This is a genomic window from Kitasatospora sp. NPDC028961 (assembly GCF_055564815.1).
Genome location: NZ_JBVHVO010000037.1, coordinates 41696 through 66312 on the forward strand (window position 1 = coordinate 41696; position 24617 = coordinate 66312).

Consider the following 24617-nt stretch of genomic DNA (forward strand, 5'->3'; position numbering starts at 1 on the left):
CACGGCTTGGCCCGCTCACCGCCGAACTGCTCACCGCCGAACTGCCCACCGCCGAACCCGCCCGCGGCAGGCCCGCCCGGGCCGCGTACCCCGTCGCCCTACCCGGCGACGGGGTACGCGTGCGTCCCGGCCCGGATCACCGGGGGGAGGTGCGGCAGCCAGCTGCCGAGGACCAGCGCCGACGGGTAGAACATCGGCTCGGGCAGCGCGTCGATCGCGACGCGCTCCCAACCCGCGCAGGCGTGCGGCTCGGTGACCAGGGCCGCGGCCAGGCTCGGCGGGGCGAGTACGGCCGCGGTCAGCCGGGGGCGGCCGAGCTCGTGGTCGAGCAGCACGGCGAGCACCCGCATCGCCGAGGCCGGCAGCACGATGCCGGTCTCCTCGGCGAGTTCGCGCGCCGCGGCCTGCTCGAAGGACTCGCCCGGGTCGTCCACCTTGCCGCCCGGCAGGCTCCAGGTGGGCGGCTCGCCGGCGGTGATCCGGTGGCCGAGCAGCACCCGGCCGTCACCGGTGGGCACGATCACGCCGGCGCCGATCAGCGGTGCGGTGGTCAACTCGGTCCTCCTCGCGGGGTCTACCGGACGGCGGGGTCTACCGGACGGCGGGGTCCACCGGACGGTGGGGCCTACCAGGCGGCGCGGTCGAAGTCCTTCAGGAAGCAGCCGTAGAGGTCCTCGCCCTGCTCGCCGCGGACGATCGGGTCGTACACCCGGGCCGCGCCGTCGACCAGGTCGAGCGGGGCGTGGAAGCCCTCGTCGGCCAGCCGCATCTTGTCCGGGTGCGGGCGCTCGTCGGTGATCCAGCCGGTGTCGACGGCGGTCATCAGGATGCCGTCGGACTCGAACATCTCCTGCGCGCTGGTGCGGGTGAGCATGTTCAGCGCGGCCTTGGCCATGTTGGTGTGCGGGTGGCCGGCGCCCTTGTAGCCGCGGGCGAAGACGCCCTCCATCGCGGAGACGTTGACCACGTACTTGCGGCGGGACGCCGAGGCGGCCATCGCCGGGCGCAGCCGGCTGATCAGGATGAACGGCGCGGTGGAGTTGCAGAGCTGGACCTCCAGCAGCTCCACCGGGCCGACCTCGTTGACCGTCTGCACCCAGCTGTTGGTGGGCGCGAGGTCGGGCACCAGCCCGCCGGCGTCGATCGCGGTGCCGGCCTCGATCCGGGCGGGCGTGGCGGAGCCGGTGACCAGGGCGAGGGAGGTGACGTCCTCGGCGGAGATCCGCTCGCCGACGCCGGTCGCCTGGGCGGGCAGCGCGGGCAGGTCCACGCTGCCGCTGCCGAAGCGGCCGATGGTGGTGGACTGCGGCAGCTCGCCGGCCGGCAGCGGCGCGGACTCGGCGTTGACCAGCTCGCGGTACGACTCCGGCGGACGGCGCACCGTCTGCGCGGCGTTGTTGATCAGGATGTCCAGCGGGCCGTCGGCGGCGACCTCGTCGGCCAGCGCCAGGACCTGGGCCGGGTCGCGCAGGTCGATGCCGACGATCTTCAGGCGGTGCAGCCAGTCGGCGCTGTCCGGCATCGCGGTGAAGCGGCGGATGGCGTCGTTGGGGAACCGGGTGGTGATGGTGGTGTGCGCGCCGTCGCGGAGCAGCATCAGCGCGATGTACATGCCGATCTTGGCCCGGCCGCCGGTGAGCAGCGCGCGCTTGCCGGTGAGGTCGGCGCGGGCGTCCCGGCGGGCGCGGTTCTTCACCGCGCAGGTCTGGCAGAGGTTGTGGTAGAACGCGTCCACCTCGACGTACCGCTGCTTGCAGGTGTAGCAGGAGCGCGGGCGCTCCAGGATGCCGGCGATCTCGGTGGTGGTGACGGTGGTCAGGCCGAACGCGCCGGCCGTCTCGTCGTCGATCCGGCTGGGCGCGCCGGTGGCGGTGCGGGCGGTGACCTCGCGGTCGTTCGCGGTCTTGCGGGCCCGGGTCTCCTGGCGGCGGCGCTGCTTGAGCGTGCGGAATATGCCGCCGACGGCCTGGCGGACGGTGATCGCGTCCGGGTGGTCGACGTGCAGCTGGTCCAGCTCGGCGATCACGTCCAGGCAGAGCCGGAGCCGCTCGGGGTCGAGGCCGGGACCGTAGTCGATCTCCTCCTCGGTGCTGACCTCCGTGCCGCCGCCCTGCTCGATGCCCTGCTCGATGTCCACGCCCGCCGTCATGATGCCCGCTGCCGCTTTCCTGGATTGCCTCGCCGTTACCGCGTGAATGCTACGGGAGCGGCCCTGGCCGGGGCGAAAAGGCGATCACTTGGAGGAAGCTCCAAGTCGGGGCCCGCGCTGCTGATCATGTGTTGTGCACTGTGCCAGCGATCGGGGTCGAACTGGCTTTTGGCCGCCCCGTGCCGGAGAATCGAACGTTGGGTGCCGGGCGCCCGAGTGCGCCCGGCGGCCTCGCCGCAACCGCACCCGAGGTGTACCTTCTCCCAGCCAGAGAGCCCTTCCTTCATGCGCTTCCTGAACGACCTCAAGCCCTCGTACGACCTCACGTACGACGACGTCTTCATGGTCCCCAGCCGCTCCGCCGTGGGCTCCCGGCAGGGTGTCGACCTCTCCTCGAACGACGGCACCGGCACCACCATCCCGCTGGTGGTGGCCAACATGACCGCCATCGCCGGCCGCCGGATGGCCGAGACCGTGGCCCGCCGCGGCGGTCTGGTCGCCATCCCGCAGGACATCCCGACCGAGGTGATCGCCGACGTCATCGGCTGGGTCAAGCAGCGCCACCTGGTGCACGACACCGCCATCACGCTGGCCCCGGGCGCCACCGTCGCCGAGGCCCTCTCGCTGCTGCACAAGCGCGCCCACGGCGCGCTGGTCGTGGTCGAGGACGGCAAGCCGATCGGCGTGGTCACCGACTCCGACTGCCAGGGCGTCGACCGCTTCACCGGCCTCGCCGACGTGATGTCCCGCGACCTGCTGCTGCTGGAGGAGGGCATCGACCCGCGCGCCGCCTTCGACAAGCTCACCGAGGCGCACCGCAAGCTCGCGCCGGTGGTCGACGCGGACGGCCGCCTGGTCGGCATCCTGACCCGCAAGAACGCGCTGCGCGCCACCCTCTACACCCCGGCCGTCGACGCGCGGGGCCACCTGCGGGTCGCCGCCACCGTCGGCATCAACGGCGACGTGGCCGGCAAGGCCAAGGCGCTGATCGAGGCCGGCGCCGACGTGCTGGTGGTCGACACCGCGCACGGTCACCAGGAGTCCATGATCAGCGCGCTGCGCGCGGTGCGCGGGCTCGACCCGCGGATCCCGATCGTGGCCGGCAACGTGGTCTCCGCCGACGGTGTCCGCGACCTGGTCGAGGCGGGCGCCGACATCCTCAAGGTCGGTGTCGGCCCCGGCGCGATGTGCACCACCCGGATGATGACCGGCGTCGGCCGGCCGCAGTTCTCCGCCGTCCTGGAGTGCGCGGCCGAGGCCCGCCGGCTCGGCAAGCACGTCTGGGCCGACGGCGGCGTCCGCCACCCGCGCGACGTCGCGATGGCGCTGGCCGCCGGCGCGTCCAACGTGATGATCGGCTCCTGGTTCGCCGGGACGTACGAGTCCCCGGGCGACCTGCAGACCACCGCCGACGGCCGCCAGTACAAGGAGAGCTTCGGGATGGCCTCGGCGCGCGCGGTGAGCAACCGCACGTCGCAGGACTCCTCCTACGACCGCGCCCGCAAGGCGCTCTTCGAGGAGGGCATCTCGCACTCCCGGATGTTCGTCGACCCGGCCCGCCCGGGCGTCGAGGACCTCATCGACTCGATCGTCGCCGGGGTGCGCAGTTCCTGCACCTACGCGGGCGCCTCCAGCCTGGAGGAGTTCCACGAGAAGGCCGTGGTCGGCATCCAGAGCGCGGCCGGCTACGCCGAGGGCAAGCCGCTGCACTCCAGCTGGGCCTGATCGCGGAGGTCCAGACCGAGTAGGGACCAGGCGCCCGACGCACGGTCAACCGACGGCCGGCCGGTTCCTCGCCACGGGGAGCCGGCCGGCCGTCGGCCGCTCGGGAGCGGGCGGCCCGTCCGCCGGGGGTGCCGCGCCCCCGGCGCCGGGCCGGTCCGGGCCGAGCGGGGTGAGCAGGGCGCGGCCGAGCAGGCCGACCGAGGTGTCCAGCGCGGCGGCGAGCGCCGCGGCGGCCGACGGCACGCCGCGCAGCTGCCAGAGCGCGCGGACGGTCGCCCAGGCCGCGTCGCGGGCGGTGTCGACCGACCAGGTGCCCAGCAGGTGCGTCAGCGGCTCGGCCCGCTCCAGGGCGTCCGGCCCGGGCATCAGCTGCTCCCGGACGGCCGTCTCCACCCCGGCCAGCAGGTCGTTGACCCGGTGGTAGTCCCCGGCGAGCCGCTCGGGCCCGCAGCCGAGCCGCCGGCAGGTGTCGAGCACGGCGAGCGGCAGGTCGTGCTGGATGTGGGCGTTCATCCCGGCCAGCGCGAACTGCAGCGGGTGCACGCCCCGGTGCGCCCGCAGGGCGAAGAGCGGCCGCCAGCAGGCCGGTACCGGCCGCCCGGCCGCCTCGGCGTCCAGGGCCAGCAGGTAGCGCCCGGCGAAGACGACGTCCAGCTCGGCCATCCCGGCCGGGTCGGCGAAGTACGGGCGGCCGGGGCGGTCCGGGGCGCCGCGTGAGCGCTCCGGGCGCGCCAGTCGGCGGCGCACCGCGTCCGTGACGGTGAGGTACATCCGGTTGAACACCGCCACGCCGTCGTCCGGGGGCAGTCCGGCCCCGATCGCCCGCAGCCGGCCGAGCACCTCGTCGACCCTCCGCGTTGCCGGTGCCCCTGCCGCCGTCACCGTCGCTGGAGCCCCCGTCACCGAGGCCGCCGTACCGGGCATGCGTCACCCTCCGATGTCGATCGTGCACTGATCGCATCATCGTGACAGCGGCCCGGGTGAACGGTCGGGCGCCGCGCGGAGGCCGGGCCGGTGGGCGCCCGGTGCCGTCAGCCCAGCTCGTACTCCAGGGCGTAGGTGTGGCCGCCCTCGTCGTCCACCGACAGCTCGAAGGTGCCGGTGATCCCGGCCAGCTCACCCGCCCCGGTGCCCGCCACCACCCGGATGGCGAGCGGCTCGCCCTGGCTGCCCGGCGCCGCGTGCTGGAGCACGAACGAGCCCTTGCGCCCGTCCAGCTCGCCGGTGAACCGCTCCACCGCGACGTACGCGGCCGGTCCGCCCGCGCCGTCCAGCACGGAGAGCATCCGCACCACGCTGCTGCCGGTCAGGCCGCCCGTGAACTCCTTGGTGATCCGGATCCGGCCGAGCGTGGCGCCCGGCTGCTCGTCCGTCTCCTCCGGCTCGAAGGCGGTCAGCTGGAACGATCCGTGCGTGCTCCGGCCCATGGCACTGTCCCCTCGACGCCGCTGCTCGGCCGGCACCGCGCCGGTCGCGTCCACAGCCTGGCACGGGGGACCGACAACGGCCCGGACGGCGGGCGGTCACCGCACCCAGGCCGGGGCTCACCGCTCCCGGACAGCGCTCACTGCTCCCAGCGCAGGGCGAGGAGCGCCGCGTCGTCGGTCGGCCCGGCGGCGCCGACCCAGTCGCCCACCTCGGCGAGCAGCGCGTCCAGGACGTCCCCGGGGCCGGTCGCCGGCAGCGCGGCGAGCCGCTCCGCCAGCGGGTAGAACCGGTCCGCGGTGTCGCGGGCCTCCGAGACGCCGTCGGTGTAGAGGATCAGCAGGTCCCCCGGGAGCGGCTCGAAGCCGCCCGCCCGGTAGTGCCCGCCGATCAGCCCGAGCAGGCCCAGCGGCGGGGCGTGCAGCGGCGGAGCCAGCTCGGTCACCCGGCCGGCGCGGCGCAGCAGCGGGTGCGGATGCCCGCAGTTGACGAAGCGGGCCGGCCCGCCGGCCGGTGCCACGTCCAGCAGGAAGGCGGTCGCGAAGCGCTCGTTGACCCGGCGCTCGGACAGCGCGGCGTCCAGCCGCTCCGCCACCCGGACCAGGTCGGGCTCGGTCCGCGCGGCCTCCCGGAACACGCCCAGCACGTCCGTGGCGGTCTCCACCGCCGGGAGCCCGTGGCCCTGGACGTCCCCCAGCAGGATCCGGATCCCGTGCGGGGTGTCCACCACCTCGTAGAGGTCCCCGCCGATCCGGGCCTCGGCCGCCGCGGCGGCGTACCGCACGGCCACCCGCAGTGGTCCGATCCGCTCCGGCGGCGGGCGCAGCAGCGCCCGCTGCGCCGCCTCGGCCACCGTCCGGACCTGGGTGAGTTCGCGCTCCCGGGCCGCCACCAGGACGACGTTGGCGGCACTGGCCAGGGTGGCGGCCAGGACGGTGATCAGCGCGGCGAGGTGCACGGACAGCGGCAGCCCGCTGTTGCTGAGCTCCAGCAGCACCACGGCGGCGGTGGCGACCGCCCCGGCGAACAGGGGTACCCGGGCCGAGCGGGTGATCGCCCCCGCCAGCATCGGCGCCACCGCGAGCACGGGGGAGAGCGTCGTCCCCGGCCCGGTGATCAGGTCGGCCACCACGGCCGCGACCAGCAGCAGGAACGCGCAGCCGAGCAGCCGCTTGGCCCGCCGGGGCAGGCGCAACGCCGGCAGCGCGTCCTCCGGGCCGTCTCTGGTCACGCGTACACCTCCGGTGGGCGGGGCCCACTGTCCACTCTCCACCGGCCCGGCCGTCCCCGGCACCTCGGGCATCCGGCCGGGCCCCGGGAGCCGCGGTGGCCCCGGTTAGGGTGGCGGTGAGATGAGACGCAAGCGCAAGGCACCGACCGCACCCCTCCCGCAGCGCCGCGGGGTGGACCCGGTGCACCTGCGGCTGCCCGCCGAGGGGCCGTGGCCGACGGTGCGCGCCTACCTGGCCGAGCGGCTGCCGACCGTCGACCCGGCGCGGATCGACGCGCTGCTGCGCGGGCGCGAGATCGTCGGCGTGGACGGCCCGATCGGGCCGGAGGAGCCGTTCCGCCCCGCCGGTCACCTCTGGCTCTACCGGGACCTGCCCGCGGAGGTCCCCGTCCCGTTCGAGCTGGAGGTGCTGTACCGGGACGACCACCTGGTGGTGGTCGACAAGCCGCACTTCCTGGCCACCACCCCGCGCGGCCGGCACGTCGTCGAGACGGCGCTCTCCCGGCTGCGGCACGGGCTCGACCTGCCCGCGCTCAGCCCGGCGCACCGGCTGGACCGGCTGACGGCGGGCCTGGCGATGTTCGTGGTGCGGCCGGAGGACCGGGGCGCCTACCAGACGCTCTTCCGGGACCGGCTGGTGCGCAAGGAGTACCAGGCCGTCGCCCCGCACGATCCGGCGCTCGCGCTGCCCCGTACGGTCCGCAGCCACATCGTCAAGGAGCGCGGCGTGATCGCGGCGCGCGAGCTGGACGCCCCGCCCAACAGCGAGAGCCGGATCGACCTGGTCGAGCACCGGGACGGTCTGGGCCGCTACCGGCTGCGGCCGCTCAGCGGGCGCACCCACCAGCTGCGGCTGCACATGAGCGGACTCGGGGTGCCGATCCTGGGGGATCCGGTGTACCCGGTGGTGCTGCCCGAGCCGGCCCCGGACGACTTCCGCCGGCCGCTGCAACTGCTCGCCTCCGTGGTCGAGTTCACCGACCCGCTGACCGGCCGGCCGCACCGCTTCGAGACCCGCCGCACCCTGGCCGCCTGGGCCGATCCGCAGTCCTGGGCGGCCGCCGACGCGCCGGTCCCCGCACCCCGTCCGGCTCGGGACCCGGACCGGGGCTCCGACAGGGACACCAACCGGGACCGGGACCGGGACCGGGACCACGGCCCGGGCCTCGGTCCGGCGATCTAGGCCGAACGGACCACCGGCCCCCCGGCCTGCGGGCCGATCCGCACCGGACCGCCCCGGAGCGATCGTGGTGCCATGAACGCACCTCAGCACACCGCAGGATCCGCCGCCCCCGTCGCCGTGGTCACCGGTGCCTCGCGCGGCCTCGGCCGGGCGCTGGCCCGGGCGCTCGCCGCCGACGGCTGGCAGCTGGTGATCACCGCCCGCGACGCGGCCGAACTCTCCGCCGTCGAGGCCGAACTCGCCGCCGTCACCACGGTGGTCGCACCGGCCGGCTCGGTCGTCGACGACGGCCACCGGGCCCGCCTCGCCGAGGCGGCCGCCGGCCTCGGCGGAGCACGGCTCCTGGTCAACAACGCCGGCACGCTCAACGGCTCCGACACGACCGACGTCCCGCTGCCCCGCCTCGCCGACGTCCCGCTGCCCGATCTGCTGGAGACCTTCGAGGTCAACGCCCTGGCGCCGATCGCGCTCACCCAGCTCGTGCTGCCCCAGCTGCGCCGGCACGGCGGGGCCGTCCTGAACATCAGCTCGGACGCGGCCGTCGAGGCCTATCCCGGGTGGGGCGGCTACGGCGCCAGCAAGGCGGCAATGGACCAGGCCTCCGCCGTGCTGGCCCGGGAGGAGGAGGCGGTGCGGGTCTGGGCGGTGGACCCGGGCAGCATGCGCACCCGGATGTACCAGGACGCCTGCCCGGGCGAGGACATCTCCGGCGAGCCGCTCCCCGAGACCGTGGTGCCCGCGCTGCTCGCCCTGGTGGGCGGCAGCCGGCCCTCCGGCCGCTACCGTGCCGCGCACCTCCCGGCAGGTGCGCGGGCCGCGCGATGACCGCCGCCGCGGACCCCGGGATCGACGTCACCGTCCCGCCCGAACTCTCCGCCCGGGCCCCGGCGGAGGCGCGCGGCACCGCCCGCGACGGCGTGCGGATGCTGGTCGGCCGCCGGAGCGGGCCGGCCGTCGGGCACCGCCGCTTCACCGAGCTGCCCGAGGTGCTGCGCCCCGGGGACCTCCTGGTGGTGAACAACTCGGCGACCCTGCCCGCCGCGCTGCCCGGCCGGCTGGCCGACGGCACCCCCGTGGCGCTGCACCTCTCCTCGGCCCGGCCGGACCGGCGCGGGGCCTTCCTGGTCGAGCTGCGCCGCCCCGCCCCCGGCGCGGCGGCCGCCTTCTGGCCGCCGGAGGAGTCCCCGGCCCGGCCGGGGCTACGGGTGGGGCTGCCGGGCGGCGCCGCGGCCGACCTGGTCGAGGCGTTCACGCCCCGGCTCTGGCACGCCCGACTCGCCCTGCCCGAACCGCTGGTGGCCTACCTGGGCCGCCACGGCAAGGCGATCCGGTACGGCTACGTGGACCGGGACTGGCCGATCGAGGCCTATCAGACGGTCTTCGCCACCGTTCCGGGCAGCAGCGAGATGCCCAGCGCCGCCCGGCCGTTCACCGCCGGGGTGGTGGCCCGGCTGGCCGGGCGGGGCGTGCTGGTCGCGCCGATCACGCTGCACACCGGTGTCGCCTCGCCGGAGGCGCACGAGGCGCCGTACGCCGAGTGGTTCCGGGTACCGGCCGCCACGGCCCGGCTGGTCGGCCACGTCCGGGCCGGTGGCGGGCGGGTGATCGCGGTCGGCACCACCGCCGTCCGGGCCCTGGAGTCGGCGGTCGGGCCGGACGGGAGCGTCCGGGAGGCCGAGGGCTGGACCGAACTGGTGGTCACCCCCGAGCGCGGGGTGCGCGCGGTGGACGGCCTGCTCACCGGCTGGCACGAGCCCCGGGCGTCCCATCTGCTGATGCTCGCCGCGGTGGCCGGCCGGCCGCTGCTCGAACGCTGCTACGCGGCGGCCGTCCACGAGCGCTACCTGTGGCACGAGTTCGGCGACGTCAACCTGCTGCTGCCGGACTAGGCCCGGCCGGGCGGCGGCCGGCCGTCAGCCGGTCGCGGGCGCGAAGAGCGTGCGCGCCGCGTGGTCGGTGTCGAGGTACTCGCGGACGGCGGTGATCAGGCCGTTCTCGACGGTGAAGACGCCCAGGCACCGGTTGTGGTACGCGGCGCCGTTGGCCGCCGTCCCCCGCGCGGTCCACTCGGCGACCACCTGCGGGCCGTCGGCGAGCAGACCGGTCAGCGTCACCTCCAGCGGGGTGCCGGGCGCGAACAGCGTGCCCACCGAGCCGAGGAAGTCGTCGAGGATGGCGGTCCGGCCGCGCCAGACCCCGGACAGCGGCAGGTCGCCCGGGTAGGACCAGGTGGCGTCCTCGGCGAACGAGGCCGCCGCGGTGGGCAGGTCGCCCTCGGCGATGGCGCTGACGTAGCGCTCCACGACGGCGCGGGGGTCCAGCGGGTTCACGACGGCTCGGTTCACGACGGCTCGGTTCACGACGGCTCCTCGGGTTGCGGTCCGGGACGGTCGCCGGGCCCCTCGCCCGGCCGCGCCGTCCTGTGGGACCAAGCCAACCGCCCGGCCGCCGGGCGGGCCAACAACCCGGTGAGGGCGGCGACAAGGATCGGTTGTCGTACCAGGCCGGGGCAGGTGCGCGGCCGGGGGAGGAGCTACCAGGGCCGGCTGCCGGGCGGCAGCTCCAGCTCGAACCAGACCACCTTGCCCTCCCGGGTGCGGCGGGTGCCCCAGCGGTGCGCGAGTTCGTTGACCAGGTGCATGCCGCGCCCGCCCTCGTCCTCCTCCTGGGCGCGGCGGATCCGCGGCGACTCGCTGTCCCGGTCGGCGACCTCCACGGTGAGCACCCGGTTGTGGAACAGCCGCAGCTGGACGGGGGATCCGGCGTGCACCAGCGCGTTGGTGATCAGCTCGCTGGTGAGCAGTTCGGTCCAGTCGGCGAGCGCGCCCAGGCCCCAGCCGGTCAGCGTCTCTCGGGTGAAGCGGCGGGAGTGCGCGACCATCGCGTGGTCGTCGCTGAGCGAGAGGGTGGCGATCCGGTCGGTGCCGGTCGGCCGGGCCTGGGCCAGGATGATCGCGATGTCGTCCTCGCTGGTGCGGCCGGTGAGTTGGGCGAGCACGGCGTCGCAGGTCTGCTCCAGCGTGCGGTGCCGGTCGCCGACGGTCCGGCAGAGCAGGTCCAGGCCCTCGTCGAGGTCGCGGCCCCGGCGCTCGACCAGGCCGTCCGTGTAGAGCGCCAGGATGCCGTCCTCCGGGAGCGTGAACTCGATGCTCTCGAAGGGGACCCCGCCGACGCCGAGCGGCGCGCCCGGGGGCAGTTCGACCAGCTGGGCCCGGCCGTCGGCGTCGGCCACCACCGGCGGCAGGTGGCCCGCGCAGGCGGCGGTGCAGCGCCGGTCCACCGGGTCGTAGATCACGCAGACGCAGGTGGCGAACTGGCCCTCGCCGATCTCCGCGGTGGCCTCGTCGAGCCGGTGCATCACCCGTTCCGGGTCGAGGTCGAGGGTGATCAACGTCCGTGCCACGGTGCGCAGCTGGCCCATCGTGGCGGCGGCCCGGATGCCGTGGCCCATCACGTCGCCGACCACCAGCGCGACCCGGCCGGAGGAGAGCGGGACGATGTCGAACCAGTCGCCGCCGACCTCGCTGACCACGCTGCTGGGCAGGTAGCGGTAGGCGATCTCCAGGCCGATCGCGCGGTGGATCTCCTGCGGCAGCAGGCTGCGCTGCAGGGTGAGTGCGGTGTCCCGTTCGCGGCGGTAGAGCCGGGCGTTGTCCATCGCGAGCGCCGTCCGCGCGGCCAGCTCCTCGGCGAGGGCGCGGTCCGCCGGCCCGTACGGCACCGGGTTCCTGGTCCGCAGGAACTCCGCGCCGCCCAGCACCATCCCGCGGGCCAGCAGCGGCACCATCAGATAGGAGTGCACCCCGGCGTCCAGGCCCGGCTGCACCCGGTCCGGCGCGGCCACGATTCCGCGCAGCGCCGTCTCGTCCACCTCCGAGACCAGGATCGACCGGCCGGTGCGCAGGCTCTGCGCGTACACCTGGGCGGACTGCGAGGTGGCGCCCACCTGGTCGGCGGCGGCCGCCATGGTGCCGTCCGGGCCGGCCTCGCCGACGGCGACCGCCCGCATCAGGACGGAGCCGTCGTCCGGCACCGGGCTCGGGTCCTCGCCGCCGAGCACCGCGTCGCGCAGGTCGACGGTGACGAAGTCGGCGAACCGCGGGATCACCACCTCCACCAACTCCTCGGCGGTGCGGTGCAGATCGAGCGTGGTGCCGATCCGGGTGCTGGCCTCGTTGAGCAGGGAGAGCCGCTGCTGGGCCGCCCAGGCCTCGTCCAGGGCGCGCTGGCGGGCGGCGGCCGCGTCGCGCTCCCGGGTGAACAGCAGCGCGTTGTCGATCGAGACGGCCGCCCGGACCGCCAGCTCCCCGGCGAGCGCCAGGTCGTCGTCCTCGTAGGGTCGTTCGACCACCGTCCGGTAGAAGGCGGCGACGCCGACCGGCGAGCCGCGGGCGATCAGCGGCACCACCATGAACGAGAGGACGTTCTGCTCCCGCGCGGCCGCGGTGCGGACGGGGTCGTCGGCGAACCAGGCCATCCCCTCCTCGTCCATCCGCGGCACCAGCACCGGCTTGCGGTGGGCGAGGCTCCACGCGTACGGCGAGCCGGGCGCGAACCGCTGCACCCCGCCGGTGCGGTCGATCGGCTCCAGCGTCGAGCCGTGCGCCGAGTGGAACGCCATCCGGCGCAGCACGGCGGAGCCGTCCGCCGGGGCGCGGACCTCGCGCTCGCCGCGCACCAGGTCGTCCAGCACCTCCACCACCACGGTGTCGGCCAGCCGCGGCGTCGCGACCTCGGCCAGCTCCTTCGCGGTCTGCGCCAGGTCGAGGGTGGTGCCGATCCGCGCCGAGGCGACGTTGACCAGGGCCAGCCGTTCCTGCGCGGCCTTCGCCTCGCGCAGCGCCTGCTGGCGGGCGAGCACCGTCTGGTGCTGGCGCAGGTAGAGCCGGGCGTTGTCGATGGCGACGGCGGCTCGCGAGGCCAGCTCGTCACCGAGCGTGATGTCCGCCTCGGCGAACGCCTCCCGCTCGCCGCGCCGGGAGTACACCACCATGCCGAGCGTGGTGCCGCGCGCCACCAGCGGGGTGATCCGCACCGAGCGGGGCCGGTCGCCGAGGTAGGCCTGTCGGCGGCTCTCGGTGATCGCCGAACTGAGCGGCGGCAGCTCCCAGGACGGCGTCACCACCGTCCGCCCGGTCGCCAGCGCCCTCCCGTACGGGGAGTCCGGCGACAGCTCGTACACCGAGTCCACCGGCAGCGCCTCGGCGGGGTAGAGCGGGTCGGTGGTGGCGAGCGCCAGCCGCCGGACCAGGTGCGGGACGGACGGGTCGAGCGGCTCCACGGTGCGCCCGGCGACCAGGGCCTCCAGCGCGAACACCCCGCTGATGTCGGCGACCCTGGGCACCATCGCGTCGGCCAGCTCCCGGGCGGTCTGCCGCAGGTCCAGGGTGGTGCCGATGGAGGCGGTGGCGTCGACGAGCAGCGCCAGCCGCTCCTGGGCGCGGGCGGCCCGGGCGTCCGCGCGGAACCGTTCGGTGATGTCGATGAGCGTCGAGCTGACCCCGAGGACCTCGCCGCCCGGGTCCTCCAGCCGGAAGTAGGAGGCCGACCAGGCGTGGTCGTGCGTCGGGTCGCCGGGGGTGCGGCCGTGCGAGCGGGCGTCCACGACCGGATCCCCGCTCTCCAGCACCTGCCGCATCACCTCCTCGCTCTCGGCGCCGTTGATGCCGGGCAGCAGTTCGGTGAGGCGGTGGCCCAGGTGCGCCTCGGCGGGCAGGCCGTTGACCCGGGCCAGTGCGTCGTTCAGCCGGACGAAGGCCAGCCGGCTGTCGTACACGGCCATGCCGACGGGGGACTGCGTGAAGAACCCGTCCAGGACGGCGAGGTCCGCCTGGATCCGGCGCAGCGTCGTGACGTCGGACGCGACGGCCAGCACCAGCGGACTGCCGCCGGGGCCGGAGATCGGGTGGGTGCGGAACTCCAGGTTCACGTAGTGGCCGTCCCGGTGCCGGACCGGGAAGACGCCCGACCAGCCGCGCCCGTCCACGATCTCCTGGAAGAGCTCCAGGACCTCGGGCCGCTGGTCGTCGGTGGCCAGCAGCTGCGCGGCCAGCGAGCCGATCGCCTCCTCGGCGCTGTAACCGAGCAAGGCCTCGGCGTCACTGCTCCAGTGCAGGATCCGCCCGTCCGCCTCGATCAGGGCGGTCGCGATCGGGACCATCAGCAGGGCGTCCTGACGCGACCCCCCGGCGCCCGGGCGCGGCCCCTCGGAGCCGCCGGTATCACGTTGCTCGTTCACCATGGCCAGAGAACCGCCCGGAGATCGTTTCTGCCAGCCCTGCCATCTTCCCACGGCCCCCGCACCCCCGCCCCGCGCACTCCGCCGGGGCGCTGCCGCCCGCCCTGCCCCGGCCGCTCGGGGCGGGACGGGGGCGCGCCACCGCGGTCGGTCCCGCGAGGTCAGTCCAGCGCCTCCAGGACGGTGGCGTTGGCCAGGCCGCCCGCCTCGCACATGGTCTGCAGGGCGTAGCGCGCGCCGCGCCGGCGCATCGCGTGCACCAGGGTGGTCATCAGCCGGGTGCCGCTCGCCCCGAGCGGGTGGCCGAGCGCGATCGCGCCGCCGTTCACGTTGACCTTGGCCGGCTCGACCCCGGTCTCCTGGAGCCAGGCCAGCACCACCGAGGCGAACGCCTCGTTCACCTCGAACAGGTCGATGTCCGCCGGCGAGAGCCCGGACCGCCGCAGCACCTTCTCGGTGGCGGGGAGCACGCCGGTGAGCATCAGCAGCGGGTCCGAACCGGTCACCGCGAAGGAGTGCAGCCGGGCCAGCGGGCGCAGGCCCAGCCGGGCGGCCGTCTCGCTGCTGGTGATCAGCACCGCCGAGGCGCCGTCGTTGATCGGGCTGCTGTTGCCGGGCGTCACCGACCACTGGATCTGCGGGTACCGCTCGGCCATGGCGGGGTCGGTGAAGGAGGGCCGCAGTCCGGCGAGCACCTCGGGTGTGCTGCCCGGACGCACCGACTCGTCCCTCGTGACGATCCCGGCGGGCGTCGGCACCGGGGCCAGCTCCGCCTCGAACCAGCCGGCGGCGTGGGCGTGCGCGGCCTTGGCGTGCGAGTCGAGGGCGAAGGCGTCCATCGCCTCCCGGGTGACGGACCACTTGGCGGCGATCAGCTCGGCGCTGACGCCCTGCGGGATCAGCCCGCCGGGGTAGCGGGCGTTGATCGCGGCGCTGAACGGGTCCGCGCCGGGCGGCACGTTGGACCACATCGGCACCCGGCTCATCGACTCGACGCCGCAGGCCACCACCAGGTCGTACGCGCCCGCGATCACGCCCTGGGCGGCGAAGTGGACGGCCTGCTGGGAGGAGCCGCACTGCCGGTCCACGGTGGTCGCCGGGACGGACTCCGGCAGGCCGGCCGCCAACCAGGCGTAGCGGGTGGTGTTCATGGCCTGCTCGCCGACCTGGTCGACGCAGCCGCCGATCACGTCGTCGACCAGGGCCGGGTCGATCCCGCTGCGTCCGACCAGGGTCCGGAGGGTGTGCGCGAGCAGTTCCACCGGGTGGACGGCGGAGAGCGAGCCCCCCGGTTTGCCCTTGCCGATGGGGGTGCGGACAGCTTCGACGATTACGGCGTCACGCATGACGGCCGCCTTCCTCTGCGAGGGGCTCCGGGCGGTCGGGCCCGGGGCACGAGGGTAGTTGGAAAGCCGAACTCACTAGAGGGGAGTGGGTTTGGGAATCCAACCGTCGAACCTCGTCCGTCCTCGGGTCCGGTCAGGCGGCGGCCTCCGGGTAACGGCTCTGCAGGGTCCGCAGCAGGGCTATGCCGCCCGGATCGACCGAGCGGCGGGTGTTGGCCAGGGCGATCACGCCCACCTGCTTCTCGGGGTCGAAGGCGACGAAGGAGCAGAAGCCGCCCGTCCCGCCGTTGTGCCAGATCTGCAGGTGGCCGCCCTGGCGGGGGTGCAGGCGGTGGCCGAGCCAGCCGAGGTGCACCCAGGCGAACGGGTTGACCCGGTGCTCCACCTCCCGGGTGAGGGCGATCGCCGGCGCCAGGGGCTCGCCGCCGTCCGTGCCGCAGGCCAGCTGGGCCCGGAGCAGTACCGCCAGGTCGGCGGCGGTCGAGCGGAGCCCGCCGGCGCCGGCGAGGTCGGCCAGCTGCCAGCCGGGCACCGGTCGCCGCCCGGGCGTGTGTCCCTGGGCGAGCCGGCCGGCCCGCTCCCCGTCGACGCGGATCACCGTGTCGGTGAGCCCGAGCGGTTCGCAGACCTCCCGGGTCACCAGCTCCTCGTACCCGGTGCCGGCCCGGTGGGCCAGCGCCAGGCCGAGCAGCCCGGCGCCGAGGTTGGAGTAGCGGAAGCCCCGCCCGGGAGCGGCCCGGGGTCTGGTCCGGGCGAGCCCGGTGAGCAGCATGTCGGAGGTGCAGTCGCGGTACGGGTCCGGCTTGTTCGGGCGGAGCAGTGCGGGCAGCAGCATCCCGGCGGGCAGCCGGGGCAGGCCGGAGGTGTGGGTGGCGAGGTGCCGCAGCGCGATCGGCCTGCCGCGCCTGGCCGGCACGCTCACCCCGGCCGGCAGGGCGCCCGCCAGGACGTCCGCCAGCGGTTCGTCGAGCGCCGTCGAGCCGTCGAGCGCCATCCGGGCCAGCGCGAGCGAGGTGAACACCTTGGTCACCGAACCGATTTCGAAGACCGTCCGCGGGCCGGGCACGTCACCGGGCCGGCCGGCGGCGGTGCTCCCGGCGCCCCGGATCTCCACCGCGCCGCCGGCCAGGCCGGCGACCACCACGCCGACCTGCTGGGTCGCGAGCCGGTCGGCGGTCTGTTGGACAAGGCTGCCAAGGTCGTTCATGGCTTCGAGCCTAGGTGTCCGGCGGAGCCCGGTCGTCCGCCCGGACGACGATTCCCGCCCCCGCCGGTCCTCCGTCAGGAGTACGCCCCGCTGCTCCCCCTGAGGTGCGGGGAGAGCGGCGGGGCGTAGCGGGGCGGAGTCGCCCCTGGCGCGGCGTCAGCAGCCCAGGTTCGGGCCCGGGACGGTGCCGAGGATCTGGGTGAAGGACTGGTAGGCGTTGATCCGGCTCTGCACCTGCGCCGGGTTGCCGCCGTTGCACTCCAGCGAGCCGTTGATGCTGCGGATCGTCTCGCCGAAGCCGGCCCCGTTGACCATGGCGTTGTGCGGGGTCATGGTGCCCGGGCCGGTCTGGGTGTTCCAGTACCAGAGGGCGGTCTTCCAGGCCACCGCCGGGTCGGTCTGCACCAGGCCGGGGTTGTGCAGCAGGTCGATGCCCAGGGCGTCGCCGGCGGCCTTGTAGTTGAAGTTCCAGCTCAGCTGGATCGGACCGCGCCCGTAGTACGCGGCCTGCCCGGCCGGGCACCCGTACGGCTGCGAGCTGTCGCAGTAGTGGGGGTAGTTGGCCGTGTTCTGCTCGACCACGTAGACCAGCCCGCCGGTCTCGTGGTTCACGTTGGCGAGGAAGGCCGCGGCCTCCTGCTTGCGGACGGTGTCGCCGCCGGTGTTCGCGAAGGCCGGGTAGGCGCTGAGCGCGTCGAGCAGCCCCTGGTAGGTGTAGAAGGAGTTCCGGTTCGGGAACATCTGGTTGAACTGCGCCTGGCTGACCGGGAACCCGCCGGGGCTCGGGGTGGTGGGGGTGGTCGGGCCGCAGCTGTACGGCTCCCAGTACCAGGTGCTGATCACCGGGTCGTAGCCCGGGTTGTCGTGGGTGGCCCGGTAGTACCCGCCGTTGGTGTAGCGGACGATCGCGCCGGTGGTGTACGCGCGTCCGGCGACCCAGTCCGGGTAGACGCAGCCGCCGGGGGTCGGCGTCGGGTCGGTCGAGCCGCCGCAGGAGCCCTGGTCGGCCCAGACGCCGGTGCCGGCGGTGCTCGGGGTCTCGTTCTGGGTCCACCACTTGGCGGACCAGTTGTGCCCGTTGTAGGAGACGGCCGCGCCGCCGGTGTACGCGGTGGACGCGTTCCACGGCGTGGCGCAGGCGGCCGCGTTGGCCGCCGAGGCGGGCAGCAGCAGGAACACGGCCAGCGCCGTGACCAGCGCGGACAGCAGTGCGAGCAGGCGTTTCGTTGACACTTGATCACCCCTTGTGCGGTGGGGGCCGCACGGTCGTGGAGGGAGGTGGGTCGTGACAGGGAGCGCGCGGCCCCGCGGTGTGCGGCGCGTCGTGGGGGGACGGGCCGCCCGAGGTGCGGCCGACCGGGATGCGGCCGGGAGAGGTGCGGTCCGGCCGGGGGTACGGGCCGGTGCGGGCCGTGCGGGGTTAACCCCAGACTCAAGCGGAATGGTCTATACCTGTCAAGGGCATGACGGGGGTTCGGGGCGAATTCGGCCGGAACCGGACGGTGCCGCGGAGTCTGCGAGGATGGCGCCATGGAAGAGACTCCCGGGCCGGCCGCCCCGGCCGGTCCCGGCGCGCCGATCAGGTCGGGCATCCCCGACCACGGTCGGGTGCCCAAGTACTACGCCGTCAAGGGCCGGCTGGAGGAGTTGCTGGACGAGCTCGGCGAGGGCGGCGTGCTGCCGACCGAGCGCGATCTCGCGGCCCGCTTCGAGGTGGCCCGGGAGACCCTCCGCCAGGCACTGCGCGATCTGCTGATCCAGGGCCGGGTCCGCCGCCGCGGCCGCAGCACCGTGGTCGCCGGGCCGAAGCTGGAGCAGCCGCTCTCGCTGGCCAGCTACACCGAGGGCGTCCGCCGCCAGGGGCGGCTGCCCGGCCGCAACCTGATCGGGCTGGAGCGGTTCGCCGCCGATCCGCTGCTCGCCGGGCAACTGGCCATCGCGGTGGGGGAGCAGGTCTGGCACCTGGAGCGGGTGCTGCTCGCGGACGGCGAGCGGGTCGGCCTGGAGAGCACATACCTGGCGGTGGCCCGGGTGCCCGCGCTGGACCGGGAGTTCGACCCCGGGGCGTCCTTCTACGCCTTCCTCCGGGAGAAGGCCGGCATCGAGTTCGGCGGGGCCGACGAGCGGATCGAGACGGTGCTCGCCTCCCCGCGCGAGGCGCTGCTGATCGGCACCCCGCCCGCCCTGCCGATGCTGCTGCTCCACCGGCTCACCAGGGACGCGGCCGGCGTGCCGCTGGAGCGGGTCCGCTCGCTCTACCGGGGCGACCGGTTCAGCTTCACCACCCGGCTGGAAGCCGGCTGACGCCCGGTCCGGCGCCGGACCCCTCGCACCCGGCCGCGCCCGCGTCCGGCCGCACCGCGCCCGGGCCCGCGTCCGGCCCGGCGGACCCGACGCCCGGGCCCTCCGGCTACCCGGGCGCGGCGAGCGCGGCCCGCAGCCGCTCGGCGACCGCCGCCGCGGCCGCCTCGTCCAGGTACTTCCCCCGTGGCCAGAAGAAGCCGCGCAACCCGTCCTTCGGATTGCGCGGCACGACGTGCACGTGCAGGTGCGGCACCGACTGGCTGATCCGGTTGTTCGCCGCGACGAAGCTGCCCGCCGCCCCCAGCCCCAGCTCCACGGCGGCGGCCACCCGCCGCACCCGCAGGAAGAACGGCCCCACCTCCGCCGCCGGCAGGTCCGCCAGCGTGCGGTGGTGGGCGCGCGGCACGACCAGGACGTGGCCGGGGAAGAGCGGACGCCGGTCCAGGAAGGCCACCGCCGCCTCGTCGTCCAGCACCCGGTGGGCCGGCTCCTCGCCCGCCACCACCGCACAGAAGACGCAGTCCATCCCTCCATTCAAGCCACCACCCGCCCGCCCGGCACGCCCGCGGACCACGCATCCGCGCCGCTTCACCCGTCCGGCCGCCGACGCGAACGTGGTGGACGTCGGGGCCGCGGCCCGAGCCCGCCTACTCGTACCGGTAGAGCAGTGACTCCCGCTCGGTCTCCTCGATCATCTCGATGGTCAGGCCGGGATCGCGCAGGTGGGACAGGGTGACCTCGGCGGAGCTGGGCTGCTCGTCCGTGCCGAGCCAGTTCTCCGGCTTCCAGGCCGAGCTGCGCAGGAACGCCTTCGGGCAGTGCGCGTACACCTCCTCCACCGCCACCACGACGGCGCTGCGCGGCGGCTTGCCGACCGCCGTCAGCTGCTCCAGCAGCCGCGGGTCGGTGGAGACGCAGGCGCGCCCGTTGACCCGGAGCGTGGTGTCCCGGCCCGGCACCACGAAGAGCAGCCCCACCCGGCCGGTCTCGATGATGTTGTGCAGGGTGTCCAGCCGCTTGTTCCCGGTGGCGTCGGGGATGGCCAGGGTGTGCTCGTCCAGCACCGACACCAGCCCGGGCGGCCCGCCGCGCGGCGAGACGTCGCACCGTCCGGCCGCGTCCGCGCTCGCCATGAGGACCAATGAGGAGCAGGCGATCAACTGCCGCGCCGGCTCGTGGAGGTGGTCCACCTGCTTGCGCCGCGCGTGGTCGCCGGGCTGCTCGTAGACCTCCCGGAGGTCCGCCGCGGTGCGCAGCGCGTGGGCGCCGAGAGCGGCGAACAGGCTCTCCGGCGCCTCGGGCGGGGTGCTGGACGGAACGGCGGTCTCCGGTGTGGTGGTCATACCGGGAATCTAGCGAAGCTCGTCCGGCGACCGGCGCCTTGGTCCTGTCCGGGGAGCCACCGGACCCTCCCCACCAGCGGCTCCGCGCTGATAATGGGGCCAAGGACTGTCGCGGGAGGTGGTGGACGTGATCGTCAGGATTTGGGCCGGGCAGGTCATGGCCGGACACGTCGAGGAGTTCTGCGCGGTGCTCGCCACGCAGGTGATCCCCCAGCTCGGCCGGACCGACGGCTGTCTGGGCGGCGAACTGCTGCGCTCGGTGACGGAGGACGGCCACCGGGTGCTGGTGCTCAGCCGGTGGCGCGACGAGGAGGCGCTGCGCGGGTACGCGGGGCCGATGTGGCGGATCCGGCCGGTCTGGTCGGAGGGCGAGCTGCGCTACCTCGCGCACCCGCCCGAGGTCAGCCACTTCACCCTGGTACCGGCCACCTGAAACGCCGCCCCGCCCCGGAGCGCAGGTGACCGGCCGGGCGAGGGCCGTCAGACCACGAGCGGCACCGGGTGGATCTCGTCCGCCGGGTGGCCGGTGCGCTCGTGGACGCGCTGCACGGCCTCCTTCGACGGCGCCTCGGAGAGGCAGTAGACGGTGCCGGACTCCGGGTCGGCCCAGGCCTGCTCGAACTGCACGCCCTCGTTCTCCTGGACCGCCAGGTCCGCCTGGTGGGCCATCCGCAGTTCCTCGCCGGTGATTCCGGTCATGCCGTGGTGGACGTCCATGAACTTGGCCATCGTCCTCGCACCTCCAGGAGTCCCGGCCGGTCGGCGCCGGCCGTGTACCACCAGCCTGCGCCCGTCGCACCCCGGGCCGCCACCGGACGGCGGCCCGGCCGGTCCGGCGCCCGGCGCGGGCCGCCCCAGGGCCCGCGCCGCCCCGCGCATTCCCGCCGCCCGCGTGAAACAGACCACAGCGGAAGCCTCTCCCTGGGCCTGTGCGGGCCATGGCACAATGACGTCAGTAGTAGCAGTGACGTTCAGCGCACTCCGGGGTCGGTGAAAATCCGAACCGGCGGTTACAGTCCGCGACCCGTCCGCAGCCAGCGGCCGGTTGACCAGGTGAAATTCCTGGACCGACGGTTAAAGTCCGGATGGGAGGCGTGCGCGGCGGACGATGAGCAGTACCCGTGGTCCCCCGGTGGACCGCGGGCAGGTGTGCGACGGGAGAGCTCTCTCCCGGCGGTTGCGCGACAGCCCGGCGACGGGTCCTGTCCGGCGGCCCGCGCACCCGTACCCGTCCGTGTCCTCTCCCATGCCCGCCCCGGAGTCCGCGCCCCCAAGCGCGAGGAGAACCCGGGTGTTCACCGGCATCATCGAAGAGCTCGGCGAGGTCGTGTCGATCGAGGAGATCGGCGACTCCTCGCGAATCCGCCTGCGCGGACCGGTGGTCTGTCAGGACGCGCACCACGGCGACTCCATCGCGGTCAACGGCGTCTGCCTGACCGTCGTCGACACTCCCGAGGAACTGGCCGGCCGGTCCGGTGAGTTCAGCGCCGATGTGATGGCCGAGACGCTCCACCGCTCCAGTCTGGGCGAGCTCGCCCCCGGCTCCCGGGTCAACCTGGAACGCGCGATGGCCCTCGGCGCACGGCTCGGCGGGCACCTCGTCCAGGGCCATGTCGACGCCACCGGCGCCCTGTTGGGCCGCGAGCCCGGCGAGCGCGACGCCGCCGGCAAGCTCCGCTGGGAGGTGCTGCGCTTCTCGCTGCCCGCCACCATCTCCCGCTACCTGGTGGAGAAGGGCTCGATCACCGTGGACGGCGTCAGCCTGACCGTGGTCGAGGCCGCCCGCGACAGCTTCACCGTCAGCCTCATCCCGGCCACCCTCGCGCTGACCACGCTCGGCACCAAGGCCGTCGGCGAGAGCGTCAACCTGGAGGTCGACGTCCTCGCCAAGTACGTGGAGCGGCTGCTCGACTCCCGCACCCTGCCCTCGACGACCACCGGAGAAGCCCAGTGAACTGGCTGAGCGGAGAAGCGTTCACCGTCTTCGGTGAGCACGTGAAGTGGGCCGACATGATCGGCAACCTGCTCGGCCTGGGCGGCCTCGCGCTCGGCTGGCGCCGCTCGGTGTGGAGCTGGCCGGTGCAGCTGCTCTCCGGCGCCGTGCTGATCACGGCCTACCTGAACGGCCACGTCCCCGGCCTGATCGGCAAGCAGCTGATCGTGGTCGCCACGGCCGCCTGGGGCTGGACGCAGTGGCGGCGCGGCCGCCGCGGGGCGGACGGCATCGCCGTCCGGTTCGCGAGCTGGCCCGAGCGGGCCGCCCTGGTGGCCGGCACCGCGCTCGGCACCGGTGCGCTGGCCTGGCTCTTCCTGGCCAACCCCAGCCTCTCCTGGAGCCCCTGGTCGGACGCCTACATCTTCGTCGGCACGCTGGCGGCGATGGTCGCCCAGGCCCGCGGCTGGGTGGAGTTCTGGTTCGCCTGGATCGCCGTCGACGTGGTCGGCGTCCCGCTCGCCTTCAACAGCGGCTACTCCTTCTCCGGCCTCACCTACTCGATCTTCTTCGTCCTGGTACTGCTCGGCCTGCGTTCCTGGTGGCTGAGCACCCGTGAGCCGCGCACCACGTCCGCCACCGTCCCGCAGGGAGCCACGGCATGACCGCCAACCAGACCGCCGACCTCGACCTCGCGCTCGACCCGGTCGAGCGGGCCGTCGCCGACATCGCGCTCGGCCGCGCCGTGATCGTGGTCGACGACGAGGACCGCGAGAACGAGGGCGACATCGTCTTCGCCGCCTCCGCCGCCACCCCCGAGCTGATGGCCTTCACCATCCGCTACAGCTCCGGCGTGATCTGCGTCCCGATGACCGGCCCGGAGCTGGACCGGCTCAAGCTGCCCCCGATGACCCAGGTCAACGAGGACCGCAAGGGCACCGCCTACGCCGTCTCGGTCGATGCCCGCGACGGGGTCGACACCGGCATCTCGGCCGCCGACCGCGCCCGGACCGTCCGGCTGCTCTCCTCTACCGGGACGGAGCCCGGCGACCTCACCCGCCCCGGGCACGTCTTCCCGCTGCGGGCCGTCGAGGGCGGCGTGCTCGTGCGCCCCGGCCACACCGAGGCCGCCGTCGACCTGGCCCGGCTGGCCGGGCTGGCACCGGCCGGCGCCATCGCCGAGGTGGTCAACGACGACGGCACGATGGCCCGGCTGCCCGAGCTGGTCGCCTTCGCCCGCGAGCACGGCCTGGCGATCATCTCCATCGAGGACCTGATCGCCTACCGCCGCCGCACCGAGCTCCACGTGGACCGGGCCGCCGTCACCGCGCTGCCCACCGCGTACGGGGAGTTCACCGCCGTCGGCTACCGCGGCACCATCGACGGCGTCGAGCACCTCGCCCTGGTGGCCGGCGGCCTGGACGCCGACGGCCGCCTCCCCGACGGCGAGGACGTGCTGGTGCGGGTCCACTCCGAGTGCCTCACCGGTGACGTGTTCGGCTCGCTGCGCTGCGACTGCGGCCCGCAGCTGGAGACCTCGCTGCGCAGGGTGACCGAGGCCGGCCGGGGCGTCGTCCTCTACCTGCGCGGCCACGAGGGCCGGGGCATCGGCCTCGCCCACAAGCTGCGCGCCTACCAGCTCCAGGAGCAGGGCCGCGACACCGTCGACGCCAACCTGGACCTCGGCCTGCCCGCCGACGCCCGCGACTACAGCATCGGCGCCCAGATGCTCGGCGACCTCGGCGTCCGCTCGCTCACCCTGCTCACCAACAACCCCGAGAAGCTCGCCGCGCTCACCGAGCACGGCCTGAAGGTCAAGGGCCGCGAGCCGGTCGAGACCCCGGCGGGCGAGCACAACCTGCGCTACCTGCGGACCAAGCGCGACCGGATGGGCCACGACCTGCCCGGTCTCGGCTCCTGAAGCACCCCCGTCACGACCCCCGAAAGAGGAACAGCACATGAGCGGCCACGGAGCCCCCGAGCTGACCATCGACAACGCCGCCGGCCTCAAGGTCGCCGTGATCGCGGCCCAGTGGCACGAGCAGGTGATGAACGGCCTGCTGGACGGCGCCCACCGCGCCCTCAAGGAGCTCGGCATCGACGAGCCGACCGTGCTGCGGGTGCCCGGCACCTTCGAACTGCCGGTCGCCGCCAAGCGCCTCGCCGACCGCGGCTACGACGCGGTGATCGCGCTCGGCGTGGTCATCCGCGGCGGCACCCCGCACTTCGACTACGTCTGCCAGGCCGCCACCGCCGGCCTCACCCAGGTCAGCGTCGACACCGGCGTCCCGATCGGCTTCGGCGTCCTGACCTGCGACAACGAGCAGCAGGCGGTGGACCGCGCGGGCCTGCCCGGCTCCTCCGAGGACAAGGGGCACGAGGCCGTCACGGCGGCCGTCGCCACCGCCGCCGTCCTCAAGTCGCTCGCCTGACGCGCCGCACCGACCAACGGCACGGTCCCGGGGGGGGGGGGGGGGGGGGGGGGGGGGAGGGGGGGGGGGGGGGGGGGGAGGGGGGGGGGGGGGAGGAGGGT

The 24617-nt window shown here is 74.7% G+C and carries 23 protein-coding genes and 1 riboswitch; of the genes, 10 read left to right on the forward strand and 13 right to left on the reverse strand.

Features of this window, described 5'->3' with window-relative positions; translation table 11 throughout:
• Positions 1-98 precede the first annotated feature (98 nt).
• Together ACZ4UX_RS34460 and ACZ4UX_RS34465 are read right to left on the reverse strand one after the other, a co-directional pair.
• Positions 99-554: a nucleotide triphosphate diphosphatase NUDT15 gene (locus ACZ4UX_RS34460; RefSeq protein WP_329486546.1), complete on the reverse strand. Its 456-nt coding sequence runs from the start codon at positions 552-554 to the stop codon at positions 99-101.
• A gap of 71 nt (positions 555-625) precedes the next feature.
• Positions 626-2149, reverse strand: coding sequence for an SDR family NAD(P)-dependent oxidoreductase (locus ACZ4UX_RS34465; RefSeq protein WP_465709520.1), 1524 nt, complete (start codon positions 2147-2149; stop codon positions 626-628).
• Between the two features lie 285 nt (positions 2150-2434).
• Here ACZ4UX_RS34465 and ACZ4UX_RS34470 point away from each other — a divergent pair, with 285 nt between their 5' ends.
• Complete coding sequence (locus ACZ4UX_RS34470) at positions 2435-3874, forward strand: GuaB1 family IMP dehydrogenase-related protein (protein WP_329486545.1); 1440 nt, start codon at positions 2435-2437, stop codon at positions 3872-3874.
• Between the two features lie 45 nt (positions 3875-3919).
• On the opposite strand, the gene ACZ4UX_RS34475 is transcribed toward ACZ4UX_RS34470, so the two are convergent.
• The 3 genes from ACZ4UX_RS34475 to ACZ4UX_RS34485 form a co-directional block, all read right to left on the reverse strand.
• Complete coding sequence (locus tag ACZ4UX_RS34475; protein ID WP_465709521.1) at positions 3920-4714, reverse strand: DUF5995 family protein; 795 nt, start codon at positions 4712-4714, stop codon at positions 3920-3922.
• 191 nt (positions 4715-4905) lie between these two features.
• A complete protein-coding gene (locus ACZ4UX_RS34480) occupies positions 4906-5301 on the reverse strand; it encodes a DUF3224 domain-containing protein (protein WP_465709522.1) in 396 nt (131 codons plus the stop codon).
• Positions 5302-5438: 137 nt separating this feature from the next.
• Positions 5439-6530 (reverse strand): PP2C family protein-serine/threonine phosphatase, encoded by a 1092-nt coding sequence (locus tag ACZ4UX_RS34485; protein ID WP_465709523.1) that lies wholly within the window; start codon positions 6528-6530, stop codon positions 5439-5441.
• Positions 6531-6651: 121 nt separating this feature from the next.
• On the opposite strand from ACZ4UX_RS34485, the gene ACZ4UX_RS34490 reads away from it, so the two are divergent.
• The 3 genes from ACZ4UX_RS34490 (at position 6652) to ACZ4UX_RS34500 (ending at position 9602) form a co-directional block, all read left to right on the forward strand.
• Positions 6652-7713, forward strand: a complete 1062-nt coding sequence (locus ACZ4UX_RS34490) for a pseudouridine synthase (RefSeq protein ID WP_465709524.1) — start codon at positions 6652-6654, stop codon at positions 7711-7713.
• Between the two features lie 72 nt (positions 7714-7785).
• Positions 7786-8538, forward strand: a complete 753-nt coding sequence (locus ACZ4UX_RS34495; protein ID WP_465709525.1) for an SDR family NAD(P)-dependent oxidoreductase — start codon at positions 7786-7788, stop codon at positions 8536-8538.
• The gene (locus tag ACZ4UX_RS34500) at positions 8535-9602 is read left to right on the forward strand and encodes an S-adenosylmethionine:tRNA ribosyltransferase-isomerase (protein ID WP_465709526.1); all 1068 of its coding nucleotides are present in this window, start codon (positions 8535-8537) and stop codon (positions 9600-9602) included. The genes ACZ4UX_RS34495 and ACZ4UX_RS34500 overlap by 4 nt, the downstream gene beginning before the upstream one ends.
• A 24-nt stretch (positions 9603-9626) precedes the next feature.
• On the opposite strand, the gene ACZ4UX_RS34505 is transcribed toward ACZ4UX_RS34500, so the two are convergent.
• From ACZ4UX_RS34505 to ACZ4UX_RS34525, 5 genes are all read right to left on the reverse strand, one after another.
• Positions 9627-10073, reverse strand: coding sequence for a nuclear transport factor 2 family protein (locus ACZ4UX_RS34505; RefSeq protein WP_465709527.1), 447 nt, complete (start codon positions 10071-10073; stop codon positions 9627-9629).
• Between the two features lie 173 nt (positions 10074-10246).
• A complete protein-coding gene (locus tag ACZ4UX_RS34510) occupies positions 10247-13873 on the reverse strand; it encodes a SpoIIE family protein phosphatase (protein WP_465709528.1) in 3627 nt (1208 codons plus the stop codon).
• Positions 13874-14112: 239 nt separating this feature from the next.
• The gene (locus ACZ4UX_RS34515) at positions 14113-15297 is read right to left on the reverse strand and encodes a thiolase family protein (protein ID WP_465709529.1); all 1185 of its coding nucleotides are present in this window, start codon (positions 15295-15297) and stop codon (positions 14113-14115) included.
• Between the two features lie 133 nt (positions 15298-15430).
• A complete protein-coding gene (locus ACZ4UX_RS34520; RefSeq protein ID WP_465709530.1) occupies positions 15431-16504 on the reverse strand; it encodes a serine hydrolase domain-containing protein in 1074 nt (357 codons plus the stop codon).
• Positions 16505-16660: 156 nt separating this feature from the next.
• Complete coding sequence (locus ACZ4UX_RS34525; RefSeq protein ID WP_465709531.1) at positions 16661-17737, reverse strand: glycoside hydrolase family 19 protein; 1077 nt, start codon at positions 17735-17737, stop codon at positions 16661-16663.
• A gap of 297 nt (positions 17738-18034) precedes the next feature.
• Here ACZ4UX_RS34525 and ACZ4UX_RS34530 point away from each other — a divergent pair, with 297 nt between their 5' ends.
• The gene (locus ACZ4UX_RS34530; RefSeq protein ID WP_465709532.1) at positions 18035-18808 is read left to right on the forward strand and encodes a GntR family transcriptional regulator; all 774 of its coding nucleotides are present in this window, start codon (positions 18035-18037) and stop codon (positions 18806-18808) included.
• A gap of 106 nt (positions 18809-18914) precedes the next feature.
• Here the strand turns inward: ACZ4UX_RS34530 and ACZ4UX_RS34535 are convergent, their stop codons facing one another.
• On the reverse strand, positions 18915-19334 hold the full coding sequence (locus ACZ4UX_RS34535; protein WP_465709533.1) for an HIT family protein: 420 nt from the start codon (positions 19332-19334) through the stop codon (positions 18915-18917).
• Between the two features lie 121 nt (positions 19335-19455).
• On the reverse strand, positions 19456-20151 hold the full coding sequence (locus tag ACZ4UX_RS34540; RefSeq protein WP_465709534.1) for an MSMEG_1061 family FMN-dependent PPOX-type flavoprotein: 696 nt from the start codon (positions 20149-20151) through the stop codon (positions 19456-19458).
• A gap of 127 nt (positions 20152-20278) precedes the next feature.
• On the opposite strand from ACZ4UX_RS34540, the gene ACZ4UX_RS34545 reads away from it, so the two are divergent.
• Entirely contained in the window at positions 20279-20584 is a 306-nt protein-coding gene (locus tag ACZ4UX_RS34545) for an antibiotic biosynthesis monooxygenase family protein (RefSeq protein WP_329486530.1), read from the forward strand.
• Positions 20585-20631: 47 nt separating this feature from the next.
• Here the strand turns inward: ACZ4UX_RS34545 and ACZ4UX_RS34550 are convergent, their stop codons facing one another.
• Positions 20632-20880, reverse strand: coding sequence for an SCO4226 family nickel-binding protein (locus tag ACZ4UX_RS34550; protein WP_329486529.1), 249 nt, complete (start codon positions 20878-20880; stop codon positions 20632-20634).
• Between the two features lie 244 nt (positions 20881-21124).
• Positions 21125-21252: riboswitch (FMN riboswitch) on the forward strand.
• 190 nt (positions 21253-21442) lie between these two features.
• Between ACZ4UX_RS34550 and ACZ4UX_RS34555 the strand changes: the two genes are divergently transcribed.
• From ACZ4UX_RS34555 to ribH, 4 genes are read left to right on the forward strand one after another with little or no spacing between them, the layout of a single operon-like run.
• Positions 21443-22105 (forward strand): riboflavin synthase, encoded by a 663-nt coding sequence (locus ACZ4UX_RS34555; protein ID WP_465709535.1) that lies wholly within the window; start codon positions 21443-21445, stop codon positions 22103-22105.
• Positions 22102-22749, forward strand: a complete 648-nt coding sequence (locus ACZ4UX_RS34560; RefSeq protein WP_465709536.1) for a nicotinamide mononucleotide transporter family protein — start codon at positions 22102-22104, stop codon at positions 22747-22749. The genes ACZ4UX_RS34555 and ACZ4UX_RS34560 overlap by 4 nt, the downstream gene beginning before the upstream one ends.
• On the forward strand, positions 22746-24005 hold the full coding sequence (locus ACZ4UX_RS34565; RefSeq protein WP_465709537.1) for a bifunctional 3,4-dihydroxy-2-butanone-4-phosphate synthase/GTP cyclohydrolase II: 1260 nt from the start codon (positions 22746-22748) through the stop codon (positions 24003-24005). Before ACZ4UX_RS34560 ends, ACZ4UX_RS34565 begins: the two co-directional genes overlap by 4 nt.
• Before the next feature lie 37 nt (positions 24006-24042).
• Complete coding sequence (gene ribH / locus ACZ4UX_RS34570) at positions 24043-24516, forward strand: 6,7-dimethyl-8-ribityllumazine synthase (RefSeq protein WP_329486525.1); 474 nt, start codon at positions 24043-24045, stop codon at positions 24514-24516.
• The last annotated feature ends 101 nt before the right edge of the window (positions 24517-24617 follow it).

Bases quoted from the DNA above. Each gene is read 5' to 3' on its own strand.
- ACZ4UX_RS34535 (WP_465709533.1), bottom strand. From the start codon at position 19,334: ATGGACTGCGTCTTCTGTGCGGTGGTGGCGGGCGAGGAGCCGGCCCAC.
- ACZ4UX_RS34565 (WP_465709537.1), top strand. From the start codon at position 22,746: ATGACCGCCAACCAGACCGCCGACCTCGACCTCGCGCTCGACCCGGTC.
- ACZ4UX_RS34480 (WP_465709522.1), bottom strand. From the start codon at position 5,301: ATGGGCCGGAGCACGCACGGATCGTTCCAGCTGACCGCCTTCGAGCCG.
- ACZ4UX_RS34510 (WP_465709528.1), bottom strand. From the start codon at position 13,873: ATGGTCCCGATCGCGACCGCCCTGATCGAGGCGGACGGGCGGATCCTG.
- ACZ4UX_RS34470 (WP_329486545.1), top strand. From the start codon at position 2,435: ATGCGCTTCCTGAACGACCTCAAGCCCTCGTACGACCTCACGTACGAC.
- ACZ4UX_RS34500 (WP_465709526.1), top strand. From the start codon at position 8,535: ATGACCGCCGCCGCGGACCCCGGGATCGACGTCACCGTCCCGCCCGAA.
- ACZ4UX_RS34550 (WP_329486529.1), bottom strand. From the start codon at position 20,880: ATGGCCAAGTTCATGGACGTCCACCACGGCATGACCGGAATCACCGGC.
- ACZ4UX_RS34490 (WP_465709524.1), top strand. From the start codon at position 6,652: ATGAGACGCAAGCGCAAGGCACCGACCGCACCCCTCCCGCAGCGCCGC.
- ACZ4UX_RS34530 (WP_465709532.1), top strand. From the start codon at position 18,035: ATGGAAGAGACTCCCGGGCCGGCCGCCCCGGCCGGTCCCGGCGCGCCG.
- ACZ4UX_RS34515 (WP_465709529.1), bottom strand. From the start codon at position 15,297: ATGCGTGACGCCGTAATCGTCGAAGCTGTCCGCACCCCCATCGGCAAG.
- ACZ4UX_RS34540 (WP_465709534.1), bottom strand. From the start codon at position 20,151: ATGACCACCACACCGGAGACCGCCGTTCCGTCCAGCACCCCGCCCGAG.
- ribH (WP_329486525.1), top strand. From the start codon at position 24,043: ATGAGCGGCCACGGAGCCCCCGAGCTGACCATCGACAACGCCGCCGGC.
- ACZ4UX_RS34465 (WP_465709520.1), bottom strand. From the start codon at position 2,149: ATGACGGCGGGCGTGGACATCGAGCAGGGCATCGAGCAGGGCGGCGGC.
- ACZ4UX_RS34495 (WP_465709525.1), top strand. From the start codon at position 7,786: ATGAACGCACCTCAGCACACCGCAGGATCCGCCGCCCCCGTCGCCGTG.
- ACZ4UX_RS34520 (WP_465709530.1), bottom strand. From the start codon at position 16,504: ATGAACGACCTTGGCAGCCTTGTCCAACAGACCGCCGACCGGCTCGCG.